Below are 25,777 nucleotides of genomic sequence, written 5' to 3'. Positions count from 1 at the left end.
ATCAACGACGCGTCAGCAGGACACCCAGTACCACACCCACTGCGGCACCAATACCAACTCCCGTCCATGGATTGTCGCGCACATATTCATCTGCACGCGCAGCCGCTTCACGGGTCTGTTTCGCCAGTGCATCACCGGTTTCACCCAGGCGGTAGCGGCTCTCTTTCAGCGCCTGCTCCGCTTTGCTGCGCAGCTTGCTTACTTCTTCTTTCGACTTATCGGCAGAGGAGTTCAGCACCTCTTCAAGGGTATCGGCCAGGGATTTCAGTTCAGCGCGCAGATGTTCAGACGTCGTATCTTTTGACATGATTCTCTCCTGTTGAGATTTCCGTTAACTCAATAATCGCGAGCTTCCAGCGCTTTCAGGTCGTCCTGCGCCTCTTTCAACTTCTTCTCGCGCTTAGCAATTTTTTCCGCATCCCCTTTCTCTTTCGCTTCCTGCAGGTCTTGACGGCGCTCGGCTATCTCGTCCTTCTGTTCAGCGATTTTCTTTTGGTGATCGGCACGCAGCTTGCTGTCTGAACAGTTCGCTTTCACTTCGCTCAGCGCTTTTTTGAGACCATCAACACGGTGCTGATTGTTATGCTTTTCGGCATAACCGATCTCACGCTGAATATCCTGTTCTTTCTCCTGACAGAGAGAGTTTGCGAAGGTCGTTGTGCTTAAAGAAAAAAGGGCCAGAGCCAGGGTCATGCGGAATTTCATTATCGAAACCTTCCATTGTGCTGCGGGGTTAGCCGCTATCCAAAATGATGCGGAGTACATTCGAGGGGTGCTCCGCGTACTTAAGCATAGTAAGTAAACGGGGAATTCACCAAAGTGAGTGAAAAGATTCGGAATCCAGGAAGTTATCCAAACCGATGCGACGTATCGCGAATCAATGATAACCACGCGGCTGGCGGGTTGTCATCTTCCTGCTGGGCAATGATATAGCCGTGCGGCAGCGTACGGTCAAGAACCGCTTTCGCGGCAGCGCTCTGCGCACGGGAATCAAACTTAATCAGTAAAACATCGTCCTGCGGGGTGATGCTTTTAAAGCGGATGCCGTTTGCATCCAGATGATGCCAGACAGAAAAACCGTCAGGCACACCGCCCCCCTGGTTTACCGGGCGAATGGCCAGCGTAGCGTCCTGATGTGAAAGCGTGTTCCAGGCCAGCAGTACGGCGCTGAGCATCACCAGTGCAATAAAGGCACAGGCAAAGCGGCGCATGGCGAGCGGTGAGATAACCATCGTTAACCTCGCGCTCCGTATTTTTTCTTCCACAGGACAACCAGCGAGCCGATCAGGCCGAAGACCAGCAGAACAACAGGCAGCAGCATCAGGCAGGACATCAGCTGATCTTCATATTTCATGAAGACCGGCGTTTTACCCAGCGCATAGCCCAGCGTCGTCAGGATCAGAACCCATAACAGGCCGCTCATCCAGTTGAAGAACTGGAAGCGTGCGCTGCTCAACCCGGACAGCCCGGCAATGGTGGGCAGCAGGGTGCGCACAAAGGCGATAAAGCGGCCAATCAGCAGCGCGGAAAGCCCATGCTTATGGAACAGGTGGTGTGCCCGCTGGTGATAGTGCGCAGGCAGATGGGAAAGCCAGTTCTGTACTATTCGGGTATTGCCCAGCCATCTTCCCTGGATATAACTCACCCAGCAGCCAAGGCTGGCCGCGACGGTCAGTAATAAAATGGTTTGCGGGAACGCCATTGCGCCTTTAGCACACAGCACGCCGACAAGCACCAGCAAACTGTCACCCGGCAAGAAGGCTGCAGGCAGCAAACCATTCTCAAGGAACAGAATCATAAACAAGACAAAATAGAGCATGCCAATCATGGAAGGGTTGGCCAGCGTTTCAAAATCCTGCGCCCAAAGGGCATGCAGCAGTTGGGTCAAAAGTTCCATTCAGTGTTCCTGGAAATCGGTTAACGTCTCGCCTGTTATCCGGGATAAACAGCACGGCGACATTGTTGTGATTTCATTATGGTCGCTCGCGGACACATTGCGGTGTGGCCAACACTGTTCCCTGTTAATTGGCTGGTTAGCAAGCACTAACTTTCAAAATAACGAAGTGAATCCAATTGTAACAAAGCCCAACGTTCTGCGTCACAGAATTTGCAGGGTGAGGTGATTTTGGCGTAAGCCCTGAAAGTGAGCGAGGGATTTTACAAAGGCTGACACTATATATGTTTTGCTTACCCATTCAGGCGGGGAGGCGCAGCGAAGCGCCTGCCGGTAGAAAGGTCGCCTATTTTGCGCCGCTCGGGGCCGTATCGAGATGAACGACAGGATTATCGGCAAAAAGATAGCGGTCAGCGTTAAATTCGAAGTCGTCGCTGGTTTCATTGAAGAGCATCTGCTTGGTGTTTTCCAGGTGCTGCCACATGGCGAGCTTAGCGGCATGGGGATCTTTACGAATCAGCGCCTTAAGAATTTGATCGTGGTCGTCACACCAGTTGTCCACGGTACGGGAATCAATATGATCGTGCAGTTTTTTCCAGTACGGGTTGTGAACGCGCTGAGTCCACATTTTCTCAACGATTGCCGCCAGCGCCGTATTCTGGGTTGCCAGGGCGACCTGAACGTGAAACTGCAGGTCCCACTCGGAATCACGGAAACATTTTTCCTTGCGAGCGTTCTCCTGGATCTCCATCAGCTTCATGATGTCCTGCTTGGTCACCTGCGTAGCGGCAAATTCGGCAATATTGCTTTCGATCAGCTGGCGAGCCTGGAGCAGCTCAAACGGACCGTAGCTGGCGAATTCTAGACTTTCATCCGCCACCGGAGAGTGTTTAGGCTGATTAGAAATAACGTGAATGCCGGAACCTTTGCGTACCTCAACGTAGCCTTCCACTTCCAGCATGATAATCGCTTCGCGCACCACGGTTCGGCTTACGCTTTTTTCATCCGCGATAAAGCGCTCGGCGGGAAGTTTATCACCGACAAGATAGACCCCTTGCTCGATGCGATCTTTCAGCTCGGCAGCAAGTTGTTGATATAAACGACGTGGTTCGGTGATTTCCATATGCGCTCCAGGCAGGGTACGGCAGATGATTTGTTATACCACTTTCACGGAATACTCTCCAGATTTTGCCATTAAAAAAGCCGCCCGGGGGCGGCTTCGGTAAAACGCATTTTCGCTAACTCTGCGTAGCCGGTCGCCCGAGAGACTCTTTCGCCAGCTCCTCTGCGGATTTGCTTTTCAGCACCGTCCAGATCACCACCGCGCCCAGCAGGTCGAAAATAGCCAGCACGGCGAACAGCGGGCTGAAGCCGATGGTATCCGCCAGCGCGCCGACGACCAGCGCAAACATCGTACTCGCGGTCCAGGCGGCCATCCCGGTCAGGCCGTTGGCGGTGGCCACTTCGTTGCGACCGAAAACGTCAGACGAGAGCGTAATCAGCGCGCCGGACAGGGACTGGTGCGCAAATCCACCGATGCACAGCAGGGCGATAGCCACATACGGACTGGTGAACAGGCCGATCATGCCCGGGCCAATCATCAGCAGGGCACCCATGGTCACCACCATCTTACGGGAAACGATCAGGTTCACCCCAAACCAGCGCTGGAACAGCGGCGGCAGGTACCCGCCCACGATACAGCCCAGGTCAGCGAACAGCATCGGCATCCAGGCGAACATCGCGATCTCTTTCAGGTTAAAGCCGTAGACTTTAAACATAAACAGTGGGATCCACGCGTTGAAGGTGCCCCAAGCCGGTTCAGCCAGGAAGCGCGGCAGGGCGATACCCCAGAACTGACGGGTGCCCAGGATCTGCCAGACGGACATCTTCTTGCCATTGTTGGTCTGATGCTGCGCTTCCTGACCACCAATAATGTATTCGCGTTCTTCCTCGGAGAGTTTTTTCTGATCGCGCGGGTGTTTATAGAAAACCAGCCACGCCATTGCCCAGGCGAAGCTCAGCACGCCGGAAATGATGAATGCCATCTGCCAGCTGTGCATCACGATGGCCCACACCACCAGCGGTGGCGCAATCATTGCCCCGATGGACGAGCCCACGTTGAAGTAACCCACCGCGATGGAACGCTCTTTTGCCGGGAACCACTCGGAGCTGGCTTTCAGCCCCGCCGGGATCATCGCGGCTTCTGCCGCACCGACCGCGCCACGGGCCAGCGCCAGGCCGCCCCAGCTGCCTGCCAGTGCGGTTGCACCGCAGAATACCGCCCAGGCGATGGCGAAGAAGGCATAGCCGATTTTGGTACCCAGAATATCGAGAACATACCCAGCAACAGGCTGCATGACGGTGTAAGCGGCAGAATAGGCCGCGATGATGTAAGAGTATTGCTGCGTGGAGATATGCAGCTCTTCCATCAACGTCGGCGCCGCGGCTGCCACGGTGTTACGTGTCAGGTAGCCCAGCACGGTGCCCAGCGTCACCAGTGCGATCATATACCAACGTAACCCTTTAATTTTACGCATCTAAAACCTCATCGTTATGTTATTTCCGCGCCAGAGCACGGCAACCTCTCAACCGTTGCCGGGAGCAGTTGTGTAACGGGAGGGGCGTAGCCGGGAGAATGTCCCGGAACGGCCCGAACCTTGCCATAAGTAAGCGTGCATAAGTCGGTATCCGTACCGTTAAACCCGATGCCTCTCACACCGGTAATGCATTCCGTCGGCTTAGTGTTTGCGACGGCGAAAAGATAACTTGTCATACAACTTTAAAAGGTGAGTGACATCACAAATGCATGATTCTTTGTAGGGACATTAATCGCTGCGCGCAAAGCCAGTAACGGCGCGGCCTGTAGAAGGGTTTACCCCATTGAGGGTAATTTATTTGTTAGCGTTTATTGATCTCACTCACGAAAAAAGCTTCGGTGGGTGGAAATTGGTGTGATAACTTTGCAGCATATGAACATACGCTTTCTGACGCTCCCGTAATGAGGAAGACGATAATGACGCCGTTTATGACCGACGATTTTCTATTAGATACCGAATTTGCCCGCCGCCTGTACCATGACTACGCTAAAGACCAGCCGATTTTCGACTACCACTGCCACTTACCGCCGCAGCAGGTTGCCGAAAATTACCGTTTCAAAAACCTGTATGATATCTGGCTGAAGGGTGACCACTATAAATGGCGCGCAATGCGCACCAACGGCGTGGCCGAGCGCCTGTGTACCGGCGACGCGACCGATCGCGAGAAGTTCGACGCCTGGGCCGCTACCGTGCCGCACACCATCGGTAACCCGCTATACCACTGGACGCACCTCGAACTACGCCGTCCGTTTGGCATCACCGGCAAGCTGCTTTCTCCCGCTACGGCGGATGAGATCTGGGACCAGTGCAATGCGCTGCTGGCGCAGGATAACTTCTCCGCGCGCGGCATCATGAAGCAGATGAACGTGAAGATGGTGGGCACCACCGACGATCCTATTGACTCCCTGGAGCATCATGCCGTTGTCGCCAAAGACGCCTCTTTTGACATTAAAGTGCTGCCAAGCTGGCGCCCGGACAAAGCCTTCAACATTGAGCAGGTCACGTTCAACGACTATATGGCGAAGCTGGCGGAAGTGTCCGATACCGACATCCGTCGTTTTGCCGATCTGCAAACCGCGCTGACCAAACGTCTGGATCACTTTGCGGCGCACGGCTGTAAAGTCTCTGATCACGCGCTGGACGTGGTGCTGTTCGCGGAATCCAACGAAGCCGAACTGGACAGCATCCTGGCGCGTCGCCTCTCCGGTGAATCGCTTAGCCAGCATGAAGTGGCGCAGTTCAAAACCGCGGTGCTGGTGTTCCTCGGCGCGGAATATGCCCGTCGCGGCTGGGTACAGCAGTACCACATCGGCGCGCTGCGCAATAACAACCAGCGCCAGTTCAAACTGCTGGGCGCGGACGTGGGCTTTGACTCCATCAACGACCGCCCGCTGGCGGAAGAGCTGTCAAAACTGCTGAGCAAACAGAACGAGCAAAACCTGCTGCCGAAAACCATTCTCTACTGCCTGAACCCGCGCGATAACGAAGTGCTGGGCACCATGGTGGGCAACTTCCAGGGCGAAGGTATGCCGGGCAAGATGCAGTTCGGATCCGGCTGGTGGTTCAACGATCAGAAAGACGGCATGGAGCGTCAGATGACGCAGCTGGCGCAGCTCGGTCTGTTAAGCCGCTTCGTGGGTATGCTGACCGACAGCCGCAGCTTCCTGTCCTATACCCGTCATGAATATTTCCGCCGCATCCTGTGCCAGATGATTGGTCGCTGGGTGCATGCGGGCGAAGCTCCAGCGGATCTCCAGCTGCTGGGCGACATGGTGAAAAACATCTGCTTTAACAATGCGCGTGACTACTTCGCCATTGAACTGAACTAAGGCCGTCTGAGGTTGATATGCAATACATCAAAATCCATTCGCTGGATAACGTGGCCGTCGCGCTGGCAGATTTAACCGAAGGCACGGAAGTGGCCTTCGATAACCAGTCGGTCACGTTGCGCCAGGCCATTGGACGTGGACACAAGTTTGCCCTGATCCCCATTGCAAAAGGGGAGAACGTGGTGAAGTACGGTTTGCCCATCGGCCATGCGCTGGCGGATATTGCGCCGGGTGAATATATTCATTCCCACAATACCCGCACCAATCTCAGCGATCTGGACGAGTACAGCTATCAGCCTGAACTCCCGAAGGCAGGCGTGCAGGCGGGGGATCGTGAGGTGCAAATCTACCGTCGCGCAAACGGTGATGTGGGGATCCGCAACGAGCTGTGGATCCTGCCGACCGTCGGCTGCGTGAACGGCATTGCGCGTCAGATCCAGACCCGCTTTCTGAAGGAGACCCACGATGCCGAGGGCATCGACGGGGTACATCTGTTCAGCCACACCTACGGCTGCTCCCAGTTGGGTGACGACCACATCAACACCCGCACCATGCTGCAAAACATGGTGCGCCACCCGAATGCAGGCGCGGTGCTGGTGATCGGCCTCGGCTGCGAGAACAACCAGGTCGACGCCTTCCGCGAGACGCTGGGGGAATTCGACCCTGAGCGCGTGCACTTCATGGTGTGCCAGCATCAGGACGACGAAGTGGAAGCGGGCGTTGAGCAGCTGCATCAGCTGTATGAGGTGATGCGCCACGACAGGCGCGAGCCGGGCAGGCTGAGCGAGCTGAAGTTTGGTCTGGAGTGCGGCGGGTCTGACGGTCTTTCCGGCATTACCGCCAACCCGATGCTGGGCCGCTTCTCGGATTACGTGATTGCCAACGGCGGCACCACGGTGCTGACCGAAGTGCCGGAGATGTTTGGTGCGGAGCGCATTCTGATGAGCCACTGCCGTGACGAAGAGACGTTTGAGAAGACCGTCACCATGGTGAACGACTTCAAACAGTACTTTATCGCCCACAATCAGCCCATTTACGAGAACCCGTCGCCGGGGAACAAGGCGGGCGGAATCACCACGCTGGAGGAGAAATCCCTCGGCTGCACCCAGAAAGCGGGAGCCAGCCAGGTGGTGGACGTTCTGCGCTACGGCGAACGCCTGAAAACCCACGGCCTGAACCTGCTGAGCGCGCCGGGTAACGATGCGGTCGCCACCAGCGCGCTGGCGGGGGCGGGCTGTCACATGGTGTTGTTCAGCACCGGTCGCGGTACGCCGTACGGCGGTTTTGTGCCGACGGTCAAAATCGCCACCAACAGCGAGCTGGCGGCGAAGAAAAAGCACTGGATCGATTTCGACGCAGGCCAGCTGATCCACGGCAAAGCGATGCCGCAGCTGCTGACGGAGTTCGTGGATACTATCGTGGAGTTTGCTAACGGCAGGCAGACCTGTAATGAGAAGAACGACTTCCGCGAGCTGGCGATCTTTAAGAGTGGTGTGACGCTTTAAGTGTTTTGTCGGGGGGCGCTAGCGCTTACCCGACCTACTGAACTTTAATCGGTGCGGCCTGATGCGCTCACCCTGACCCTCTCCCTGTGGGAGAAGGTACAAACACTAAAAACGGCAACCTCAGGGTTGCCGTTTTGCTGTTAACCTCGCAGCGCGTTCTTCGCTAAACGCGCGTCTTCCGCCTGACAGGCCGCTGCGGTGAACAGCACGTCTGTAGAGGAGTTCAGTGCAGTTTCGCAGGAGTCCTGCAGCACGCCGATGATGAAGCCGACGGCCACAACCTGCATGGCGATCTCGTTCGGGATGCCGAACATATTGCACGCCAGCGGGATCAGCAGCAGCGAACCGCCCGCCACGCCGGATGCGCCACAGGCACACAGCGACGCCACCACGCTCAGCAGCAGCGCCGTTGGCAGATCCACAGGAATACCCAGCGTTTGCACGGCCGCCAGGGTCAGCACGGTGATGGTGATCGCCGCACCCGCCATGTTCACGGTCGCACCCAGCGGGATCGACACGGAATAGGTATCGCGGTCCAGGTTCAGCTTCTCCGCCAGCGCCATGTTAACCGGAATGTTTGCCGCCGAGCTGCGGGTGAAGAAGGCGTATACGCCGCTCTCGCGCAGGCAGGTGAGCACCAGCGGATACGGGTTACGGCGGATCTGCCAGAACACCAGCAGCGGGTTGATCACCAGCGCCACCAGCAGCATACAGCCGACCAGCACCATTAGCAGCTGCGCGTAGCCCCACAGCGCGTCAAAGCCAGTTGTGGCCAGGGTAGACGACACCAGACCGAAGATACCGATGGGTGCAAAGCGAATCACGACCTTAACGATAAAGGTCACGGCGTTGGACATGTCGTTGACCAGGTTTTTCGTCGTTTCGTTGCCGTGACGCAGGGCGAAGCCCAGGCCGATCGCCCACACCAGAATGCCAATGTAGTTGGCATTCAGCAGAGCATCAATGGGGTTCGTAACCATGCTCATCAGCAGGCCGCGCAGCACTTCCACAATGCCTGAAGGCGGCGTGACGTCGCCCGCCGCAGAGGTCAGATGTAGCGTGGAGGGGAAGAGGAAGCTAAAGACCACTGCGGTCAGCGCAGCAGAAAACGTGCCCAGCAGATATAAAAAGAGAATCGGGCGAATGTTGGTTTTTTGTCCGTGTTGGTGATTGGCGATAGAAGCCATGACCAGCATCAGTACCAGCACCGGCGCAACGGCCTTCAGCGCGCCCACGAAAAGCGTTCCGAGAAGCCCCGTCGCTTCCGCGGCAGGTTTTGACACCAGCGCCAGCAGAATACCCAGAACCAGACCTACCAGGATTTGTTTAACCAGGCTACCCTGCGTCAGACGCGCAAGCAGGCCCTTAGATTGTGTGCTCATACTAAATTCCTAAGTGAAATTGTGTTCCATCCTGGATGTGCTCTAAGTCACATTTATTTCAGGGTGTAAATATTTGTTTGCCTGGTTGAGTATCAAGGAAAGCGGGGAAAGGCGGAAGAGTAAAATGCTGGATTTTACGTGTCACATCATATTTTTTAACTATTGAGTCACAAAAGTGTGTTAACCCTCTCCCCTTTGAGGAGAGGGTTAGGGTGAGGGGATTACTCCGCCTGCTGCTTTTTATCGTGCTGGCGGTTAACCCAGGTATTGATAACCAGCGTCACCAGCAGAATGCCGAACACCACGCCGAGCGAAATGGCGATCGGGATGTGGTAGAAATCGACGATCAGCATTTTGATACCGATAAACACCAGGATCACCGACAGGCCGTACTTCAGCATCGAGAAGCGCTCTGCCGCGCCTGCCAGCAGGAAATACATGGCACGCAGACCGAGGATCGCAAACAGGTTAGAGGTCAGCACGATGAACGGATCGGTCGTCACCGCGAAGATTGCCGGGATGCTGTCTACCGCGAAAATCACGTCGCTCAGCTCGACCAGAATCAGCACCAGCAGCAGCGGGGTAGCAAACAGCAGGCCGTTCTTACGCACGAAGAAGTGCTCGCTCTCGATCTTGTCCGTCATGCGCAGATGGCCGCGGATCCACTTCACCAGCGGCTTATCACCGATACCGGTATCGTCTTCTTTCGCCAGCGCCATTTTGACCCCGGTGAACAGCAGGAACGCGCCGAACACGTACAGCAGCCATTCGAACTGGGTAATCAGCCAACTGCCGGCGAAGATCATGATGGTACGCAGGATGATGGCACCCAGCACGCCGTAGACCAGCACGCGGCGCTGCAGGGCTGCAGGCACGGCGAAATAGCTGAACAGCATCAGCCAGACGAAGACGTTATCAACCGCCAGGGCTTTTTCAATCAGATAACCGGTGAGGAAGGCGAGCGCCTGAGGATCGGCCACCACACGGCCTTCGGTTGAGGCCAGGTACCACCAGAAGGCGGCGCAAAAGAGGAGCGAGAGGGTAACCCAGACCAGCGACCAGACGGCGGCCTGCTTAACGCTCATGCCGTGCTCGCCGCGACGACCCTGCAAAAAGAGGTCGATCGCCAGCATGATGAGCACGACAACCGCGAATCCGCCCCACAGCATTGGAGTGCCGACAGAATGCATACTATTTTCCTTACACATAAAAAACAAAAACGGCCATGGTCAGAAGACGATAGCCGTTAGCTTTTTATGCATAGACCTCGCCTTCCGGCAAGGTCTCACTTACAACCACGAAGGTTGCCCGGCGACCGGATGCATATTTTACGCATCGTAATGACGATCCACCGGCGAAGAAGTTACTCCCCTTTGCAGGTAACAAAATATGTCAGACCATCGGTTTCGTCAATGGCCTGCGCCGTTTCATTACACAGCTTTACGCGATCGCTTCCGCGCCTATGCCGTCTGCCGGGAACACCACGCCGGTCTGGCGGCGGATCTCGGTTTGCAGCTTCGCCGTGGTGCGGCTTACCGCAAGGCCAGGGTGATTCACTTCATTGTCTTCCACCAGACGGGCGAAGACCTCTGCCTCATAGAGCATAGTGTTAATATGCTGAGGCTGCGTCAGTTCCTGCGCTTTGCCGCCGCGCGGCACGAAGCTCACCTTCTGACATTCGGAGATCTTCTCGATGACCAGCGACCCGGCTTCGCCCTGAATTTCGCTCGGCAACACGGAATCGCTCACCTTGGAGTGCTGCAGCGTGACGCTGAAATCACCGTAATCCAGCACCACCAAACCGTGTGCATCCACGCCGCTCTCCAGCAGGCTGGCGGTGGCCGTAACGCCGTGCGGCTCGCCCCACAGCGCTACGGCAGAGGCCAGGCAGTAAAAACCGATATCCATAATCGAGCCGTTTGAGAAGGCCGGGTTAAAAGTATTCGGATTCTCGCCGTCCAGATAGCGCTGATAGCGCGACGAATACTGGCAGTAGTTGATAAAGGCTTTGCGCACTTTGCCAATTTTCGGCAGGGACTGCTGCAGCAGAAGGAAATTCGGCAGGCTGGCGGTTTTGAACGCTTCGAACAGCACCACCTGGTTTTCGCGGGCAAGCGCAATGGCCGCTTCCACTTCCTCAATATTCGAGGCCAGCGGCTTCTCGCAAATCACGTGCTTTTTGTGGCCGAGAAACAGCGCCGTTTGCGGGAAGTGCAGGGAGTTCGGGCTGGCGATATAGACCGCGTCAATGGCGTCGCTTTGCGCCATTTCATCCAGGGAGGTGAAGAGATGCTCGACGAGGTAGTCGTTAGCAAAGCTCTGCGCCTGCTCAAGGCTGCGGGAATAGACTGCGGTGAGTTTAAGTTTGCCGGTTTCGTGGGCGGCGTCGACGAACTGGCGCGTGATCCAGTTCGTTCCAATGACTGCGAAACGTATCATAAACGTTTACGTACTCCGTAGCGGGGAACCTTTAGCCACTGTAGCACGGGATTATTGCAAAACCAGTGCGCTATTCCGCATTACCATTTAACGATAAATGCGTAAGCCACAGGCGGGTATCAAACTCCAGCTGGTGATACTGCGGCTCCATGTGGCAGCACAGGGAATAGAACGCTTTGTCGTGCTCTTTCTCTTTCAGGTGCGCCAGCTCATGGACTACGATCATCCGCAGAAAGGCTTCCGGCGCGTTACGAAACACCGTCGCCACGCGGATCTCCGCCTTAGCCTTCAGCTTGCCGCCCTGCACGCGGGAGATGGCGGTGTGCAGGCCGAGCGCGTTTTTCAGCACGTGGATCTTGTTGTCGTACATCACCTTGTTGATCGGCGGCGCGCTCTTCAGATATCGGCTTTTCAGATCCTGCGTATACTGCCAGAGGGCCTTATCGGTCGCGAAATCGTGCGTGCCGGGATAGCGTTTTTCCAGCACCGCGCCGAGCTTCTGCTCGGCAATCAGGCTGCGAACCTGAGTCAGTAAATGCTCCGGATAGCCCTGGAGATAAGTAAGTTGGTTCATCAAAAGCCCAAATTAATGCGAAAACGGGTATACTCACGCACCCTTTTCAGGGATACGCCAAATTTTACCATTCAGGAGGGCCGATGAGCCACTTAGACAACGGTTTCCGTTCACTCAACCTTAAACGTTTCCCGGAAACGGACGACGTAAACCCGCTTCAGGCGTGGGAAGCGGCGGATGAATATCTGCTGCAGCAGTTGGATGAGACTGAAATCCGCGGCCCGGTTCTGATCCTGAATGACGCGTTTGGTGCCCTGGGCTGCGCCCTGGCAGAGCACACGCCTTACAGCATTGGCGATTCCTACCTGAGCGAACTGGCGACACGTGAAAACCTGCGCCATAACGACATCGACGAGTCCAGCGTGAAGTTCCTCGACAGCACCGCGGACTACCCGCAGGCGCCGGGCGTGGTGCTGATCAAAGTACCAAAAACCATGGCACTGCTGGAGCAACAGCTGCGCGCGCTGCGCAAAGTCGTCACGCCGGAAACCCGCATCATTGCGGGTGCCAAAGCGCGCGATATTCACACCTCAACGCTGGAGCTGTTCGAGAAAGTGCTCGGCCCGACCACTACCACGCTTGCCTGGAAAAAAGCGCGCCTGATCAACTGCACCTTCAGCGCACCGGAGCTGGCCGACGCGCCGGAGACGCTGAGCTGGAAACTGGAAGGCACCGACTGGACCATCCATAACCATGCGAACGTTTTCTCCCGCACCGGGCTGGATATTGGGGCGCGTTTCTTTATGGAGCACCTGCCGGAAAACCTGGAAGGGGAGATTGTCGATCTGGGCTGCGGCAATGGCGTGATTGGCCTGACGCTGCTGGCGAAGAATCCGGAAGCCAGCGTGGTGTTCAGCGACGAGTCGCCGATGGCGGTGGCCTCCAGCCGTCTGAACGTAGAAACCAACATGCCGGAAGCGGTGGATCGCTGCGAATTTATGATCAACAACGCGCTCTCCGGCGTTGAGCCTTTCCGCTTTAACGCCGTGTTCTGCAACCCGCCGTTCCACCAGAAGCACGCCCTGACGGATAACGTCGCGTGGGAGATGTTCCACCACGCGCGCCGCTGCCTGAAAATCAACGGCGAGCTGTATATCGTGGCGAACCGCCACCTGGACTACTTCCACAAGCTGAAGAAGATTTTCGGCAACTGCGTCACTATTGCGACCAATAACAAGTTTGTGGTGCTGAAAGCGGTGAAGCTGGGGCGTCGTCGCTAAATAACCAGTGCAAGCTGGGTGCCCTGCGCAATCGCCCGCCGCGCATCCAGCTCCATCGCCACGTCGCACCCGCCAATCAGATGCACCGTTTTACCCGCTTCGCGCAGCGGATCGGCCAGATCGCGCTTCGGCTCCTGTCCGGCGCACAAAATCACATGATCCACGCGCAGCAGCTGCGGTTCACCACCGATCAGCACATGCAGCCCGTCGTCGTCGATCTTCTGGTAGCTCACCCCCGGGATCATCTTCACCCCGCGCGAGAGCAGGGTGGCGCGGTGGATCCAGCCCGTGGTTTTGCCCAGCCCTTCACCCGGCTTGCTGGCCTTACGCTGGAGCATCACGATCTGGCGCGGGCTTTTCGACAGCTGCGGCCCTTCCGGCCGTAATCCGCCGGACTGGCTCAGGCTGGTATCAATGCCCCATTCTACGCAAAACTCGGCGATGTTCTGGCTGGTGGCCTCGCCCGGCTGGCTTAAATACATCGCGGTATCAAAGCCGATCCCGCCGCAGCCGATAATCGCCACCTTCTCGCCAACGGGCGCTTTGTCGCGCAGTACGTCCAGATAGCTCAACACCTTCGGATGATCGATACCCTCGATTGCAGGCGTGCGCGGTGCGATCCCGCTCGCGAGGATAACTTCGTCGAAGTCGATGAGATCCACCGCGTTGACAAACTGGTTAAGCCGCAGATCAACACCCGTCAGATCGAGCATCCGGCGGTAGTAGCGCAGGGTTTCATAGAACTCCTCTTTGCCGGGGATCTGTTTGGCGATATTAAACTGCCCGCCAATTTCACCGGCGGCATCAAACAGCGTCACGCTGTGCCCGCGCGAGGCGGCATTCACCGCAAACGCCAGCCCAGCGGGGCCAGCGCCCACCACGGCCAGGCGTTTTTGACTGACCGTCGCAACCACCGGCATTTTGGTTTCATGGCAGGCGCGGGGGTTCACCAGGCATGAGGTGACTTTGCCGGCGAAGATCTGATCCAGACAGGCCTGGTTACAGCCGATGCAGGTGTTGATCTCATCCGCACGGCCGCTTTGCGCTTTGGAGAGCAGTTCGGCATCCGCGAGGAACGGACGCGCCATCGAGACCATATCGGCGTCGCCGCGTGAGATCACATCGTCCGCCACTTGCGGGTCGTTAATGCGATTCGTCGTTACCAGCGGAACGGAGACTTTGCCCTTCAGCTTGCGCGTTACCCAGCTGAACGCCGCGCGCGGCACCGGCGTGGCGATGGTCGGGATGCGCGCTTCGTGCCAGCCAATCCCGGTGTTGATGATGGTGGCACCTGCAGCTTCAATCGCCTGCGCCAGCTGCACGGTTTCGTCGAACGTGCCGCCGCCCTCCACCAGGTCGAGCATCGACAGGCGGAAGATGATAATAAAGTCCGCGCCCGCACGTTCGCGCACCGCGCGCACCACCTCCACGGCAAAGCGCATCCGGCGGGCATAGTCACCGCCCCATTCGTCGTCGCGCTGGTTGGTGCGTGCGGCGAGGAATTCGTTAATCAGATAGCCTTCAGAGCCCATCACCTCAACGCCGTCGTAGCCCGCCTCACGCGCCAGCGCGGCGCAGCGGGCAAAATCGTCGATCAGCGCCAGGATCTCGTCGTGGCTGAGGGCGTGAGGAGTAAAGCGGTTAATCGGCGCCTGAATAGCCGATGGCGCAACCAGCTTTGGCTGATAGCTGTAGCGCCCGGTATGCAGAATTTGCAGGGCGATTTTGCCGCCTTCGTTATGCACCGCGTCCGTGACAATGCGGTGATGCGGCAGCTGTGTCGCATCATTCAGGACTGCGCCGCCCTCCATCGTCACGCCTGAAGGGGCAGGGGCTACGCCGCCGGTGACAATCAGCGCCACCCCGTGGCGGGCGCGTTCGGCATAGAAGGCTGCCAGGCGCTCGGCTCCGTCCGGACGCTCTTCCAGCCCGGTGTGCATCGAGCCCATCAGCACGCGGTTTTTGAGGGTGGTAAACCCCAGATCGAGGGGGGCGAATAGCGACGGGTAGCGGCTCATAGTCTCTTCCAGTGTAAAATTATTGTTATGTGGTCGGATGAGTTACTAATTTAGCCAGCGGCAGCAGAAAGGTAAAAGCGGGATCGAATGATTGTGATAGATCTCAAAGAACTTCCCCGGTGGCGCTACGCTTACCGGGCCTACAAAACCCCAGGACGGATAAGCGCAGCGCCATCCGGCGTTATTTACGGCGTCGCTGCCCGCGCTAACCCCGGCGCCTGCCACATCGACGTGGTCAGCCCGCTGTCCACCAGCCCGAGCTGATCCGCGTACACCGCCTGCCACTTCTCCATCATGCCGTCGTACAGCTCCCGGTGCTGTGGGTTTGGCGTAAACTCGCGGCTCCACTTCACCAGCCGCTCGCCCGTCGAGGCCATATCCGCAAACAGCCCCGCGCCCGTTCCGGCGGCAATGGCGCAGCCGAGCGCCGTTGCCTCTTTGACTTCCGGCACGCGCACCGGTAGGCCGGTGACGTCGCTTAAAATCTGGCTCCACAGGGCGCCCTTTGCGCCGCCGCCCGCAAACACCAGGCTATCAAACGTCACGCCGGAGAAGCGCGAAATCTGCGTCAGGTTACAGGCCGAGACGATTGCCGCGTTCTCCTCCAGGGCGCGGAACAGCGTCGCTTTGTTGCACTTTTCCGGGTCGATGGAGAGGTTAATAAACGACGGCGCGGCGTGGTACCACTGCTTGAAATGCATCGCGTCGGAGAAGATTGGCATTACACCGTGGGAGCCAGCGGGTACGCGGCCCGCCATCTCTTCCAGCAGGGAATAGGTGTCCATCCCCATCCGCTCGGCAATCAGCTTCTCTTCGGCACAAAAGGCGTCGCGGAACCAGCGCATGGTCAGCCCGGTAAAGAAGCTGATCGACTCCGCCTGTGCCATGCCGGGGATAACGTGCGGGTTTACGCGGATGTTCATCTCAGGGTCGGTGCGCACCTGCGGCAGGTTAACCACCTGCTGCCAGAAGGTGCCGCCCAGCACCGCCGTTTGTCCGGCGCGGACCACGCCCAGCCCCAGGCAGCCCAGCTGCACGTCGCCGCCGCCCATCACTACCGGCGTGCCCTCGCGTAAACCGCTCTGCTGTGCGGCTTCTTTCGTGATGGCCCCCAGCACGGTGCCGGTCTCTTTTACCGGCGAGAGAATATCGGCGCGCAGCCCGGCCATGTCGAGCAGCGCCGGACACCAGTCGCGTGAAAAGAGATCCAGCATGCCGGTGGTGCCCGCGTTAGACGGATCGACCGCCAGCTCGCCGGAGAGCTTTGCCGCCAGCCAGTCGCTGATCATGGTGATGGTCGCGGCCTTGCGGTAGATGTCCGGACGGTGATGCGCCAGCCAGAGCAGGCGCGGCATGGCGCTAAGGGCAAGCGTCTGGCCGGAAACGTCATACACTTCGGATTCAAAACGGTAGTCGTGGATCTCTTTGAGTTCAGCCACCTCGCGGCTGGCGCGGGCGTCGACGTTGGCGCAGGCCCAGATGGCCTCGCCGCTGCGGTCGTACAGCACGATCCCTTCGCGCATCGAACAGCAGGCGACGGACTGAATATCCGCCGCGCTCAGGCGCGCGCGCTCCAGCGCCTGCTGAATGCACCGGCAGGCCAGCTGCCAGTTGGTGTCGAGATCGAACTCCATCGACCCCGGCACGTTCTCCACGCTCAGGTGCTTCCACTCGGCCTGGCCGACGGCAATCTGGTTGCCCTGTAAATCGAAAATCACGGCGCGAACGCTGCCTGTCCCTGCATCTAACGCTAAAAGGTAACTCATGAGCTTGCCTCGCTGTTAGCGCAGGGCGACTCTTATTCGGCCAGAGCCAGCACCGCGCGGGCTGTCGTCTCTTCCGTCACCAGGCCATTAATACGGCGACCTTTCAGTGCGGCATAAATCGCATCGGCTTTCTCTTCCCCTCCGGCCACGCCAACGATGGTGGGCAGTTGCGCCAGTTCATCGAGCGTGACGCCCAGTAATTCTTTATGGATCTCCAGCTCCTCGACGCATTCCCCTTCGGCGTTAAGGAAATAGCCGAGGATATCGCCCACCGCCCCTTTACGGGCGTACATCAGCTGTTCACCTTCGCTGATATAGCCGGAGCGCAGTATCGTCGCGTCACGGCGCTGGTTCACGGAACCAATGCCGACCACCGCCACGTCAGCGGCGGTCGCGGCGAGGATCACGTCCCGCACGCTGGTCTCACGTTTTAAGATCCCGGCGACTTCCGCAGATGAGACGCGAAGCGGGGCGGGGATCATGCTGACGCTACAGGCCGCATCCAGCTGGCCGATACCGGTCATATACGGCCCGACGCCGCCGGACAGCGTCACGAGGCGGATCTGCTGCGAGCTGATAAAGCCGCTTAAGTGTTGCAGGCTGCTCATGGTGGTTTCACCGAACCCCACCGCCAGCAGCTGGCCGGGCCCCAGCACGCCCATCAGCGACTGCGCCGCGCCAATGCCCAGCCGCACGTTCATCGGCGGGGTATTTAGGGCAGGCATCACGCGCACCAGCTTCAGCCCAAAGCGCTGCTGAAGCTCGGTTTCCAGCGACAGGCAGCCCTCGTAGCGGGAGTTGATCTGCACGCGGATCACCCCCGACTGGCGGCCTTTCTCCAGCAGGCGGGAGATCTTCAGGCGCGGCAGACCGAGGCGTTCGCCGATATCATTCTGGGTCAGCCCGTCGTGGTAGTAGCACCAGGCCACGCGCGCCACCAGCTCCTCTTCCGCCAGTGCCAGCCCGGCAAACCGTCCTTCTTCCGCAGTGCGTTTATCGCTCATAATTGAACTCTTATAAAAATTTAGATCATATGTTCGTAATGGCGCGGCGTGAGAATGTGAGCCACGCGGCAAAACGGATCTTTTAGATCGTTTCTCGTTAATCTGAATCGCAATCGATAAAACTGTGATCCCTGCACGGTTGTAAATATAGTTCACCGTCTACGCTTTTGAACATTATTAAATCTAAAAATCATTTGTTCAATAGCGGAGCGATGATGACACCACTTCTCGACGCGCGGAATATCAGCAAGCAGTTCTCAGGCGTGCCGGTTCTAAAAGGCATTGATTTCACGCTGCTTGCGGGGCAGGTGCACGCGCTGATGGGCGGGAACGGCGCGGGAAAATCGACGCTGATGAAGATCATCGCCGGGGTCGAGACGCCGGACGGCGGTGAACTTTCGGTTGCGGGCGAGTCTTTTGCACGGCTTACCCCGGCGCAGGCGCACCGGTTAGGCATTTATCTGGTGCCGCAGGAGCCTCTGCTTTTCCCCAACCTGACCGTGAGGGAAAACATCCTGTTCCGCCTGCCGCGCGAGCGCGATCGGGAAAAGCGGCTGGCGGAGAAACTCCAGCAGCTGCAATGTCAGCTTAATCTCGACGCAACGGCCAGCACCCTGGAAGTGGCGGACCAGCAGATGGTGGAGATCCTGCGCGGGCTGATGCGCAACGCCAGAATTCTGATCCTAGACGAGCCCACGGCCTCGCTGACGCCCGGCGAAACCGAACGGCTGTTTCGCCAGATCCGCGCCTTACAGGCGTTCGGCGTCGGGATTGTCTTTATCTCGCATAAGCTGCCGGAAATCCGCACGCTGTCGAGCCACGTTTCTGTGATGCGCGACGGCGCGGTGGTGCTGAGCGGTGAAACCAGGCAGTTCGACGATAGCGCCCTGATCGCCGCCATGACGCCGGTCAGCCGCGAGAAAGGCTTAAGCGATGCGCAAAAGCTGTGGCTGGCGCTGCCGGGAAACCGTCGCACCCAGCCGCAGGATTTTCCGGTGCTGCGCGTGGAAGATCTCACCGGAGAGGGCTTTATCGATCTCAGCCTGGAGATTTACGCCGGGGAGATCGTCGGCCTTGCCGGACTGGTCGGATCCGGGCGCACCGAGTTTGCCGAAACGCTCTATGGCCTGCGTCCCGTACGCGGCGGGCGGGTGTGGCTGGAGAGCCGGGAGATCACCTCCGATCCGGTGGGTTCACGTCTGGAAAAAGGGCTGGTTTATCTGCCGGAAGACAGGCAGGTGTCCGGCCTGTTTCTCGACGCGCCTGTCCGCTGGAACACGGTGGCGCTGAACGAGCCGTCGCTCTGGCAGCAGCGAAAGCGGGAGTCTGCGGTGGTGGAGCGCTATCACCGTGCGCTGGGGATCAAGCTCAATCATGCGGATCAAACCGTGCGCACGCTCTCCGGTGGCAACCAGCAGAAGGTGCTGCTGGCGCGCTGTCTGGAGGCCAATCCTTTATTGCTGATCGTCGATGAGCCGACGCGAGGCGTGGACGTGTCGGCGCGTGCCGATATCTACCAGCTCATTAAAAGCGTGGCGGCGCAGAATGTTGCGGTGCTGATGATCTCAAGCGATCTCGATGAATTTCCCGGTCTCGCGGACCGTGTGCTGGTGATGCATCAGGGCGTACTCAGCGGCGAGCTGCCGCGCCACGCCGTCAGCCTCGACCGGATGATGGCGCTGGCGTTCGGAGGACAATCATGAAGATCTTACTCAAAAACCGCGAGCTGAGCGCGTTTCTTGCCATTCTTGCGCTGTTCGCCGTGCTGGTGGCGCTGAATCCGTCCTACTTCAGCCTGCAAACGCTGGGGATGATCTTCGCCAGCGCGCAGATCCTGATCCTGCTGGCCATCGGCGCGGCGCTGGTGATGCTGACCCGCAATATCGACGTCTCCGTGGGTTCTACCGTCGGGCTGTCCGCCATTGCCGTCGGCGTGGCGCTCAACGGTGGCTACAGCCTGCCGGTATCGATACTTTTTGCGCTGTCGATTGGCGCGCTGGCGGGAGCGTTCAACGGTTTTCTGGTGGTGGGGCTGCGCATTCCGGCGATTGTCGCCACCCTCGGCACGCTGGGGCTGTACCGAGGAGCGATGCTGCTCTGGACGGGCGGAAAATGGATTGAGGGGCTGCCGCCGGGGCTGAAATCTCTCTCCGAGCCTGCCGCCATCGGCATTTCGCCGCTCGGCGTGGGAGTGTTGATTCTCGTTGTCGTTGGCGCGTGGGGGCTATCGCGCACCTCGTTCGGGCGTGATTTTTACGCGGTGGGGGATAACCTCGCCGCCGCGCGCCAGCTGGGCGTGGCGGTGAACCGCACGCGCATGATCGCCTTCACCCTTAACGGCATGCTGGCGGCCTGCGCCGGGATTGTCTTTGCCGCGCAGATCGGCTTTGTGCCCAACCAGACCGGCAGCGGGCTGGAGATGAAAGCCATTGCCGCCTGTGTGCTCGGTGGCATTTCGCTGCTGGGCGGCACCGGCACGCTGGTCGGTGCGTTCCTCGGCGCGTTCTTCCTTACCCAAATCGACACCGTGCTGGTGCTGTTCAGGCTACCGGCGTGGTGGAACGACTTTATCGCCGGGCTGGTGCTGCTGGGCGTGCTGGTGCTCGACGGGCGGCTGCGCCAGGCGCTGTCACGCCATCAGCGGGCGCTGAAGTACGGCCGGTTCCAGCCAGGCAACAGAGGGGGAAAGCACGTCACCCCCTTTCCCAAACGTAACAAAGAGGTGGCGTAAATGAGGCTCAACTGGGAAAGCGCGCTGCTGATATTGCTGGTGCTGGAGATCCTGCTCTTCGGCGCCATTAACCCGCGCATGCTCGACGTTAATATGCTGCTGTTCAGCACCAGCGATTTCATCTGCATCGGCATCGTGGCGCTGCCGCTGACGCTGGTGATTATCAGCGGCGGGATCGACATTTCGCTGGGCTCCACCATCGGCCTGTGCGCCATCGCGCTGGGGGTGATGATGCAGGCGGGGTGGCCCATGACGATCGCCGTTCCGCTAACGCTGCTGCTTGGCCTGCTGTGTGGGCTGGTGAATGCGGCGCTGATCCACTACACCGGCATCAGCCCTTTAGTCATTACCCTCGGCACGCTCTACCTCTACGGCGGCGGCGCGCTGCTGCTCTCCGGTGTGGCAGGGGCGACGGGCTACGAGGGCATCGGCGGCTTCCCGGACGGTTTTACCGCGTTCGCTAACCTCACGGTGCTGGGGCTGCCGATCCCGCTGGTGCTGTTCGCGGTGATTACCGCCTTCTTCTGGCTGATTACCCATCGCGGGCGCTTTGGCCGCCATCTGTTTTTAATCGGCCAGAATCCGCGCGCGGCGCGCTATGCGGCGCTGTCGGTGAACGGCATGCCCTACGCGCTGTACGGTCTGGTGGGCGTGGCGTCGGCGGTGGCCGCGCTGGTGATGGTCTCCTATTTCGGCTCTGCGCGTTCGGATCTGGGGCGCGATTTGCTGATGCCCGCACTCACCGCCGCCGTACTCGGCGGGGCAAATATTTACGGGGGTTCAGGGTCGGTGCTAGGTACGGCGCTGGCGGCGCTGCTGGTGGGGTATCTCCAGCAGGGATTACAGATGGTCGGCATCCCCAACCAGGTGTCGAGCGCGCTGTCTGGGGCGCTGCTGGTTGTGGTGGTGATGGGACGTTCGCTAAGTCTGCACCGCGAATGGGTGCGGTCTCTCTTCAGAAAACTATCCGGAGCGTAAGATGAAAACAAAACTGCTCGTCCTGGCAATGGCCCTCAGCTTCGCTTCGGCGCAGGCGGCGGACCGCATTGCCTTTATCCCCAAGCTGGTGGGCGTGGGTTTCTTCACCAGCGGCGGCAACGGCGCGAAAGAGGCGGGGAAAGATCTTGGCGTGGACGTGACCTACGACGGCCCGACAGAGCCGAGCGTTTCCGGCCAGGTGCAGCTCATCAACAACTTCGTCAACCAGGGCTATAACGCCATTATCGTCTCCGCCGTGTCGCCGGACGGTCTCTGCCCGGCGCTGAAGCGCGCGATGCAGCGCGGCGTGAAGGTGCTGACCTGGGATTCCGACACCAAACCGGAGTGCCGCAGCATTTATATCAACCAGGGGACGCCGGAACAGCTCGGCGGCCTGCTGGTGGAGATGGCGGGCAAACAGGTCACCAAGCCGAATGCCAAAGTGGCGTTCTTCTACTCCAGCCCAACCGTCACCGACCAGAACCAGTGGGTGAAAGAGGCGAAGGCCAAAATCGAGAAAGATCACCCCCAGTGGCAGATCGTGACCACCCAGTTTGGCTATAACGACGCCACCAAATCTCTGCAGACCGCCGAGGGGATCTTAAAAGCGTATCCGGATCTGGACGCGATCATCGCGCCGGACGCCAACGCCCTGCCGGCGGCGGCGCAGGCGGCGGAAAACCTGAAGCGGGAAGGGGTGGCGATTGTCGGCTTCAGCACGCCGAACGTCATGCGTCCATACGTTGAGCGCGGGACGGTGAAAGCCTTCGGCCTGTGGGATGTCGTACAACAGGGCAAAATTGCGGTCAATGTCGCCGATCGTCTGCTGAAAAAAGGCGATCTTAACCCTGGCGACAGCGTGGACGTAAAAGAGATCGGCGCGCTGAAGGTGGAGCCGAACAGCGTGCAGGGCTATCAGTATGAGGCGAAGGGCAACGGCATCGTGCTGCTGCCGGAGCGGGTGGTGTTCACCAAAGAGAACATCAGCAAATACGATTTCTGACGGGGGAGCAAATGGCTGATTTAGACGACATCAAAGACGGCAAGGATTTTGGCATCGGCACGCCGCAGCAGAATGTGCCGTTCACGCTCAAGGGCTGCGGCTCGCTGGACTGGGGCATGCAGTCCCGCCTGGCGCGCATCTTTAACCCGAAGAGCAACCGCACGGTAATGCTGGCCTTTGACCACGGCTACTTTCAGGGGCCGACCACCGGCCTTGAGCGTATCGATCTCTCCATCGCCCCGCTGTTTGGCGAAACCGACGTGCTGATGTGTACCCGTGGCATTCTCAGGAGCCAGGTGCCCGCCGCGACAAACAAACCGGTGGTGCTGCGCGCTTCCGGCGGTAACTCGATTCTGGGCGAGCTGTCGAACGAGTGCGTGGCGGTGGCGATGGAGGATGCCCTGCGCCTGAACGTCTGCGCGGTGGCGGCGCAGGTGTATATCGGAAGCGAGTTTGAGCATCAGTCTATCAACAACATCATCAAGCTTGTCGATGCAGGGGCACGCTACGGCATGCCAACGCTGGCGGTAACGGGCGTCGGCAAGGAGATGGCGCGTGACGCGCGCTACTTCTCGCTCGCCAGCCGCATCGCCGCCGAGATGGGGGCGCAGTTCGTCAAAACCTACTACGTGGACGAGGGCTTTGAAAAAGTGACCGCCAGCTGCCCGGTGCCGATTGTGATCGCCGGGGGCAAAAAGCTGCCGGAGCTCGAGGCGCTGGAGATGTGCTGGCGGGCGATTGATCAGGGGGCGTCCGGCGTGGACATGGGGCGCAATATCTTCCAGTCCAGCGCGCCGCTCGCCATGCTGAAAGCGGTGAAAAAAGTGGTTCACGAGAACGTGAGCGCCCGGGAGGCGTTCCAGTTCTGGCAGGACGAGAAACAGGGAGTAGCAAAATGAACGTGACGCTGGTTGAGATTAACATCAAGCCCGAGCGGGTGGACGAGTTCCTGGAGGTGTTTCGCGCCAACCACGAGGGAGCAATCAAGGAGCCGGGAAACCTGCGCTTTGACGTGTTGCAGGACCCGAGGGTGAAAACCCGGTTCTTTATCTACGAGGCTTATAAGGACGAAGCGGCGGTGCTGGCGCATAAGCAAACTCCGCACTATCTGGCGTGCGTGGATAAGCTTGAGGAGCTGATGTCAGAGCCGCGCAAAAAACGCAGTTTTGTGGGGCTGTTGCCGGAGTAGCGGATTTGCCCGGTGGCGCTAACGCTTACCGGGCCTGCGGGTACGGGGTTGTGTTGATTTTTTAGGCCGGGTAAGCGTAGCGCCACCCGGCGTATTTCACGCTTCCTCCACGCTCACTCGCAGCGCCGCCAGCGCCTTGCGCGCCGCTTTCAGCACCTGCTCACACTGCTCAATCGTCAGCGTCAGCGGTGGCTCAATGCGGATGGTTTTCGAGTTGTTGAGCGTGCCGGCTACCAGCACCCGCTGGCGAAACATCTCGCTCGCGAAGCTGTAGCCGATTTCATTGTCGACAAACTCGATTGCCATCAGCATCCCTTTGCCGCGCGCTTCCTGTACCAGGTCCGGATATTCCCGGCCCAGCTGGCGGAAGCCGTCCAGCAGCATGTCGCCTTTCTGCTCCGCCTGCGCGGGCAGGTTTTGCTCCAGCAGCACGTTGATGGTGGCCAGCGCCGCCGCACATGCCAGCGGGTTACCGCCAAAGGTGGTGGTGTGCAGGAACGGATTGTCGAACAGCACCGAGAAAACCTCTTCGGTAGCTACCGTCGCGCCAATCGGCATCACGCCGCCGCCCAACGCTTTCGCCAGGCACAGAATGTCCGGCTGAACGTTCTCGTGCTCGCAGGCAAACATCCTACCGGTGCGCCCCATCCCGGTCTGCACTTCGTCGAGGATCAGCAGCGCGCCAAACTCATCGCACAGCTGACGCACGGCGGGCAGGTAGCCTTGTGGAGGCAAAATCACGCCGCCTTCACCCTGAATCGGCTCGAGGATCACCGCCGCCACGTCATCGCCGGTTTTACGGCATTCGCTCAGCACGGTGCGCATGGCGTTAATGTCGCCGAACGGCACGTGGCGGAAGCCCGGCAGCAGCGGCATAAACGGTTTGCGGAAGGTGGATTTGGCGGTCGCAGACAGTGCCCCCAGGGATTTCCCGTGGAACGCGCCGCTGGTGGCGATAAAGGTGAATTTCCCGCGTGGCGACTGGTACGCCTTGGCGAGCTTGATCGCCGCCTCGACCGACTCGGTGCCGCTGTTGCTGAAGAAGCTGTATTTCAGCTTGCCGGGCGTTAAGGCCGCCAGCGTTTTCGCGAGCATGGCGCGAAGCGGGTCGAGCAGTTCCTGACTATGGAGAGGTTGTTTCGCAAGTTGATTCTGTACGGCGGAAACCACTACTGGATTACGGTGCCCCACGTTAAAGATACCGAAACCACCCAGGCAATCTATAAACTCCTGTCCCTGGGTGTCGACAAGCGTGTTGAGACTTCCCGCTTGCCACTCTACGGCTCCGTAATCCCCGCCGGCGGTAACAGATTTGCGATACTCCAGAAAACCAGGATTCACATGCTCTTTAAAGTAATCAATGACCTCTCGGTTAAGTTGTTTCATCTCCTCATGATCGAGCGTTCGCTTCTCAATGAGATTCAGTGCGTGCGCGGTACAGGCAAGAGCCGAGGCGCTGGAAGGTAACCTGTTCAAAATATGCTCCCGGGGATCGCGTATCACATGATACTGAGTTAAGTATTGCAGGGATTACGCCACTTCAGATGACTTAACGAAAATCGGGATAAACGCCAGGTTAAAATTATGTTGCGCAATATTTAATCATGCCGGAGCAATCGAAACGGGATTTAGGGGTACAGGGCAACCC

Annotated in this window: 23 protein-coding genes; 9 read left to right on the top strand and 14 right to left on the bottom strand. The window is 58.7% G+C overall.

All coding sequences use genetic code 11. The annotated features are described in order from the left end of the window. Position 1: 1 nt before the first annotated feature. From INF73_RS03500 to INF73_RS03475, 6 genes are all read right to left on the bottom strand, one after another. The gene (locus INF73_RS03500) at positions 2-307 is read right to left on the bottom strand and encodes a YqjD family protein (RefSeq protein WP_008503141.1); all 306 of its coding nucleotides are present in this window, start codon (positions 305-307) and stop codon (positions 2-4) included. A 29-nt stretch (positions 308-336) separates the two neighbouring features. Further along, positions 337-705 carry a DUF1090 domain-containing protein gene (locus INF73_RS03495; protein WP_028014508.1) on the bottom strand — a complete coding sequence of 123 codons (369 nt, stop codon included), beginning with the start codon at positions 703-705 and terminating at the stop codon, positions 337-339. A 143-nt stretch (positions 706-848) separates the two neighbouring features. Beyond that, positions 849-1,232 carry an EnvZ/OmpR regulon moderator MzrA gene (gene mzrA / locus INF73_RS03490; RefSeq protein ID WP_028014507.1) on the bottom strand — a complete coding sequence of 128 codons (384 nt, stop codon included), beginning with the start codon at positions 1,230-1,232 and terminating at the stop codon, positions 849-851. A gap of 2 nt (positions 1,233-1,234) precedes the next feature. Continuing rightward, positions 1,235-1,897, bottom strand: a complete 663-nt coding sequence (gene yqjA, locus INF73_RS03485) for a DedA family general envelope maintenance protein YqjA (protein ID WP_008503144.1) — start codon at positions 1,895-1,897, stop codon at positions 1,235-1,237. 343 nt (positions 1,898-2,240) lie between these two features. Then, positions 2,241-3,017, bottom strand: a complete 777-nt coding sequence (gene exuR / locus INF73_RS03480; protein WP_028014506.1) for a transcriptional regulator ExuR — start codon at positions 3,015-3,017, stop codon at positions 2,241-2,243. Positions 3,018-3,132: 115 nt separating this feature from the next. Beyond that, entirely contained in the window at positions 3,133-4,431 is a 1,299-nt protein-coding gene (locus INF73_RS03475; protein WP_059357219.1) for an MFS transporter, read from the bottom strand. A gap of 476 nt (positions 4,432-4,907) precedes the next feature. Here INF73_RS03475 and uxaC point away from each other — a divergent pair, with 476 nt between their 5' ends. Together uxaC and INF73_RS03465 are read left to right on the top strand one after the other, a co-directional pair. Further along, complete coding sequence (uxaC, locus tag INF73_RS03470) at positions 4,908-6,320, top strand: glucuronate isomerase (RefSeq protein WP_193541017.1); 1,413 nt, start codon at positions 4,908-4,910, stop codon at positions 6,318-6,320. A 17-nt stretch (positions 6,321-6,337) separates the two neighbouring features. After that, positions 6,338-7,825: a UxaA family hydrolase gene (locus tag INF73_RS03465; RefSeq protein WP_088204363.1), complete on the top strand. Its 1,488-nt coding sequence runs from the start codon at positions 6,338-6,340 to the stop codon at positions 7,823-7,825. Between the two features lie 140 nt (positions 7,826-7,965). Here INF73_RS03465 and sstT read toward each other — a convergent pair whose 3' ends face one another. The 4 genes from sstT to INF73_RS03445 form a co-directional block, all read right to left on the bottom strand. Continuing rightward, positions 7,966-9,207, bottom strand: coding sequence for a serine/threonine transporter SstT (gene sstT, locus INF73_RS03460; protein WP_041907970.1), 1,242 nt, complete (start codon positions 9,205-9,207; stop codon positions 7,966-7,968). A 221-nt stretch (positions 9,208-9,428) separates the two neighbouring features. Next, entirely contained in the window at positions 9,429-10,397 is a 969-nt protein-coding gene (locus INF73_RS03455; protein ID WP_193541015.1) for a TerC family protein, read from the bottom strand. 250 nt (positions 10,398-10,647) lie between these two features. Continuing rightward, positions 10,648-11,646: a Gfo/Idh/MocA family protein gene (locus INF73_RS03450; RefSeq protein WP_028014500.1), complete on the bottom strand. Its 999-nt coding sequence runs from the start codon at positions 11,644-11,646 to the stop codon at positions 10,648-10,650. A gap of 70 nt (positions 11,647-11,716) precedes the next feature. Continuing rightward, the gene (locus tag INF73_RS03445; RefSeq protein ID WP_023333531.1) at positions 11,717-12,220 is read right to left on the bottom strand and encodes a YgjP-like metallopeptidase domain-containing protein; all 504 of its coding nucleotides are present in this window, start codon (positions 12,218-12,220) and stop codon (positions 11,717-11,719) included. Between the two features lie 83 nt (positions 12,221-12,303). Between INF73_RS03445 and rlmG the strand changes: the two genes are divergently transcribed. Further along, the gene (gene rlmG, locus INF73_RS03440) at positions 12,304-13,440 is read left to right on the top strand and encodes a 23S rRNA (guanine(1835)-N(2))-methyltransferase RlmG (protein ID WP_028014499.1); all 1,137 of its coding nucleotides are present in this window, start codon (positions 12,304-12,306) and stop codon (positions 13,438-13,440) included. On the opposite strand, the gene INF73_RS03435 is transcribed toward rlmG, so the two are convergent. The 3 genes from INF73_RS03435 to lsrR all read right to left on the bottom strand — a co-directional run bounded on the left by INF73_RS03435 (position 13,437) and on the right by lsrR (position 18,228). Beyond that, a complete protein-coding gene (locus tag INF73_RS03435) occupies positions 13,437-15,458 on the bottom strand; it encodes an FAD-dependent oxidoreductase (RefSeq protein ID WP_193541014.1) in 2,022 nt (673 codons plus the stop codon). The genes rlmG and INF73_RS03435 overlap by 4 nt on opposite strands. A 185-nt stretch (positions 15,459-15,643) precedes the next feature. Next, positions 15,644-17,224, bottom strand: a complete 1,581-nt coding sequence (gene lsrK, locus INF73_RS03430; protein ID WP_193541012.1) for an autoinducer-2 kinase — start codon at positions 17,222-17,224, stop codon at positions 15,644-15,646. Positions 17,225-17,256: 32 nt separating this feature from the next. Beyond that, positions 17,257-18,228 carry a transcriptional regulator LsrR gene (gene lsrR / locus INF73_RS03425; protein WP_193541010.1) on the bottom strand — a complete coding sequence of 324 codons (972 nt, stop codon included), beginning with the start codon at positions 18,226-18,228 and terminating at the stop codon, positions 17,257-17,259. Between the two features lie 215 nt (positions 18,229-18,443). Between lsrR and lsrA the strand changes: the two genes are divergently transcribed. From lsrA to lsrG, 6 genes are read left to right on the top strand one after another with little or no spacing between them, the layout of a single operon-like run. Continuing rightward, positions 18,444-19,931, top strand: coding sequence for an autoinducer 2 ABC transporter ATP-binding protein LsrA (gene lsrA / locus INF73_RS03420; RefSeq protein ID WP_193541038.1), 1,488 nt, complete (start codon positions 18,444-18,446; stop codon positions 19,929-19,931). After that, positions 19,928-20,959, top strand: coding sequence for an autoinducer 2 ABC transporter permease LsrC (gene lsrC, locus INF73_RS03415; protein WP_063155307.1), 1,032 nt, complete (start codon positions 19,928-19,930; stop codon positions 20,957-20,959). The genes lsrA and lsrC overlap by 4 nt, the downstream gene beginning before the upstream one ends. Further along, on the top strand, positions 20,960-21,937 hold the full coding sequence (gene lsrD / locus INF73_RS03410; protein WP_059358399.1) for an autoinducer 2 ABC transporter permease LsrD: 978 nt from the start codon (positions 20,960-20,962) through the stop codon (positions 21,935-21,937). Between the two features lies 1 nt (position 21,938). Further along, positions 21,939-22,940 carry an autoinducer 2 ABC transporter substrate-binding protein LsrB gene (gene lsrB / locus INF73_RS03405; RefSeq protein WP_193541008.1) on the top strand — a complete coding sequence of 334 codons (1,002 nt, stop codon included), beginning with the start codon at positions 21,939-21,941 and terminating at the stop codon, positions 22,938-22,940. Between the two features lie 11 nt (positions 22,941-22,951). After that, on the top strand, positions 22,952-23,839 hold the full coding sequence (gene lsrF / locus INF73_RS03400; protein WP_193541006.1) for a 3-hydroxy-5-phosphonooxypentane-2,4-dione thiolase: 888 nt from the start codon (positions 22,952-22,954) through the stop codon (positions 23,837-23,839). Beyond that, entirely contained in the window at positions 23,836-24,129 is a 294-nt protein-coding gene (gene lsrG / locus INF73_RS03395; RefSeq protein ID WP_047734751.1) for a (4S)-4-hydroxy-5-phosphonooxypentane-2,3-dione isomerase, read from the top strand. Before lsrF ends, lsrG begins: the two co-directional genes overlap by 4 nt. Before the next feature lie 96 nt (positions 24,130-24,225). Here lsrG and ygjG read toward each other — a convergent pair whose 3' ends face one another. Next, positions 24,226-25,605: a putrescine aminotransferase gene (ygjG, locus tag INF73_RS03390; RefSeq protein ID WP_052682963.1), complete on the bottom strand. Its 1,380-nt coding sequence runs from the start codon at positions 25,603-25,605 to the stop codon at positions 24,226-24,228. Positions 25,606-25,777 lie beyond the last annotated feature (172 nt).

The sequence above is a fragment of the Enterobacter cloacae complex sp. P6RS genome (genome assembly GCF_014982245.1).
Taxonomy (GTDB): Bacteria; Pseudomonadota; Gammaproteobacteria; order Enterobacterales; family Enterobacteriaceae; genus Enterobacter; species Enterobacter bugandensis.
Note: the sequence above shows the minus strand (reverse complement) of the source record. Positions and strands in the feature narration are given on the sequence as shown.

Excerpts from the sequence above, each read along its gene's own strand:
- lsrA (WP_193541038.1), top strand. The coding sequence starts at position 18,444 with ATGACACCACTTCTCGACGCGCGGAATATCAGCAAGCAGTTCTCAGGC.
- rlmG (WP_028014499.1), top strand. The coding sequence starts at position 12,304 with ATGAGCCACTTAGACAACGGTTTCCGTTCACTCAACCTTAAACGTTTC.
- INF73_RS03495 (WP_028014508.1), bottom strand. The coding sequence starts at position 705 with ATGAAATTCCGCATGACCCTGGCTCTGGCCCTTTTTTCTTTAAGCACA.
- lsrB (WP_193541008.1), top strand. The coding sequence starts at position 21,939 with ATGAAAACAAAACTGCTCGTCCTGGCAATGGCCCTCAGCTTCGCTTCG.
- exuR (WP_028014506.1), bottom strand. The coding sequence starts at position 3,017 with ATGGAAATCACCGAACCACGTCGTTTATATCAACAACTTGCTGCCGAG.
- INF73_RS03465 (WP_088204363.1), top strand. The coding sequence starts at position 6,338 with ATGCAATACATCAAAATCCATTCGCTGGATAACGTGGCCGTCGCGCTG.
- INF73_RS03450 (WP_028014500.1), bottom strand. The coding sequence starts at position 11,646 with ATGATACGTTTCGCAGTCATTGGAACGAACTGGATCACGCGCCAGTTC.
- mzrA (WP_028014507.1), bottom strand. The coding sequence starts at position 1,232 with ATGGTTATCTCACCGCTCGCCATGCGCCGCTTTGCCTGTGCCTTTATT.
- INF73_RS03500 (WP_008503141.1), bottom strand. The coding sequence starts at position 307 with ATGTCAAAAGATACGACGTCTGAACATCTGCGCGCTGAACTGAAATCC.
- INF73_RS03475 (WP_059357219.1), bottom strand. The coding sequence starts at position 4,431 with ATGCGTAAAATTAAAGGGTTACGTTGGTATATGATCGCACTGGTGACG.
- lsrG (WP_047734751.1), top strand. The coding sequence starts at position 23,836 with ATGAACGTGACGCTGGTTGAGATTAACATCAAGCCCGAGCGGGTGGAC.
- yqjA (WP_008503144.1), bottom strand. The coding sequence starts at position 1,897 with ATGGAACTTTTGACCCAACTGCTGCATGCCCTTTGGGCGCAGGATTTT.
- lsrK (WP_193541012.1), bottom strand. The coding sequence starts at position 17,224 with ATGAGTTACCTTTTAGCGTTAGATGCAGGGACAGGCAGCGTTCGCGCC.
- lsrC (WP_063155307.1), top strand. The coding sequence starts at position 19,928 with ATGAAGATCTTACTCAAAAACCGCGAGCTGAGCGCGTTTCTTGCCATT.
- INF73_RS03435 (WP_193541014.1), bottom strand. The coding sequence starts at position 15,458 with ATGAGCCGCTACCCGTCGCTATTCGCCCCCCTCGATCTGGGGTTTACC.
- INF73_RS03445 (WP_023333531.1), bottom strand. The coding sequence starts at position 12,220 with ATGAACCAACTTACTTATCTCCAGGGCTATCCGGAGCATTTACTGACT.
- INF73_RS03455 (WP_193541015.1), bottom strand. The coding sequence starts at position 10,397 with ATGCATTCTGTCGGCACTCCAATGCTGTGGGGCGGATTCGCGGTTGTC.
- lsrF (WP_193541006.1), top strand. The coding sequence starts at position 22,952 with ATGGCTGATTTAGACGACATCAAAGACGGCAAGGATTTTGGCATCGGC.
- lsrR (WP_193541010.1), bottom strand. The coding sequence starts at position 18,228 with ATGAGCGATAAACGCACTGCGGAAGAAGGACGGTTTGCCGGGCTGGCA.
- sstT (WP_041907970.1), bottom strand. The coding sequence starts at position 9,207 with ATGAGCACACAATCTAAGGGCCTGCTTGCGCGTCTGACGCAGGGTAGC.
- uxaC (WP_193541017.1), top strand. The coding sequence starts at position 4,908 with ATGACGCCGTTTATGACCGACGATTTTCTATTAGATACCGAATTTGCC.
- lsrD (WP_059358399.1), top strand. The coding sequence starts at position 20,960 with ATGAGGCTCAACTGGGAAAGCGCGCTGCTGATATTGCTGGTGCTGGAG.